Here is a 638-nt window from a genome sequence, read left to right on the forward strand (position 1 = left end):
CCACGGCATGAACAGCAGAAGCGCCAGCAATAGTCCCAAGAATTTAGGAATGAACTTGAGCGTGGCTTCGTGAGTCTGGGTCGCGGCTTGGAATATGCCTATTATCACCCCCAAGGCCAGCCCGACTAATAGCATAGGGCCTGAGAGCAGGAGCGTTATGATCAACGCCTCGCGTCCGATGTCTACGACTGTTAGAGGATCCATTCGCTTCACCTTGTTTTAATGTTTCAATCCTAATCACCTAAACGACATTATCAACTCCCTGACAATCAAATGCCACCCGTCGACCATCACAAAGAGTATTATCTTGAACGGCATGGATATCATTGCCGGCGGAAGCATCATCATACCCATGTCTCTTATACACATCTAGATGTGTATAAGAGACAGTACCAACCGCTTGCCGTCAACACCTTAGGCCCCCTAAAATCACTGTACCAACCGCTTGTCGATTTCAATTTATTGCCAGCAACATCTTTACCGCCCGCATAATTAACCAACCCCTGCCATTCCTTTCGGTTAGGCAAATGCCACCCCGTTGGGCAGACGCTAAGCGCGGTATTCCAATCGTACAACCTGCCGTATTCATAGCAATCGGCATTATTTTTGCCGTAATCACACCAAGAAGATTTCCAAGA

General features: G+C 47.8%; 2 protein-coding genes and 1 pseudogene. All 3 read right to left on the minus strand.

Translation table 11 applies throughout. The features are described from left to right. Positions 1-204: flagellar biosynthetic protein FliQ (locus ACYVRA_RS08095; RefSeq protein WP_461252220.1), on the minus strand; the 204-nt coding region annotated here is incomplete at its 3' end. A 33-nt stretch (positions 205-237) separates the two neighbouring features. Continuing rightward, positions 238-354, minus strand: a pseudogene (locus ACYVRA_RS08100) (flagellar type III secretion system pore protein FliP); the annotation flags it as partial. A 5-nt stretch (positions 355-359) separates the two neighbouring features. Further along, on the minus strand, positions 360-638 hold a 279-nt coding region (locus ACYVRA_RS08105), incomplete at its 5' end, for an FISUMP domain-containing protein (RefSeq protein ID WP_461252221.1).

The sequence above is a fragment of the Treponema sp. R8-4-B8 genome (assembly GCF_054786175.1).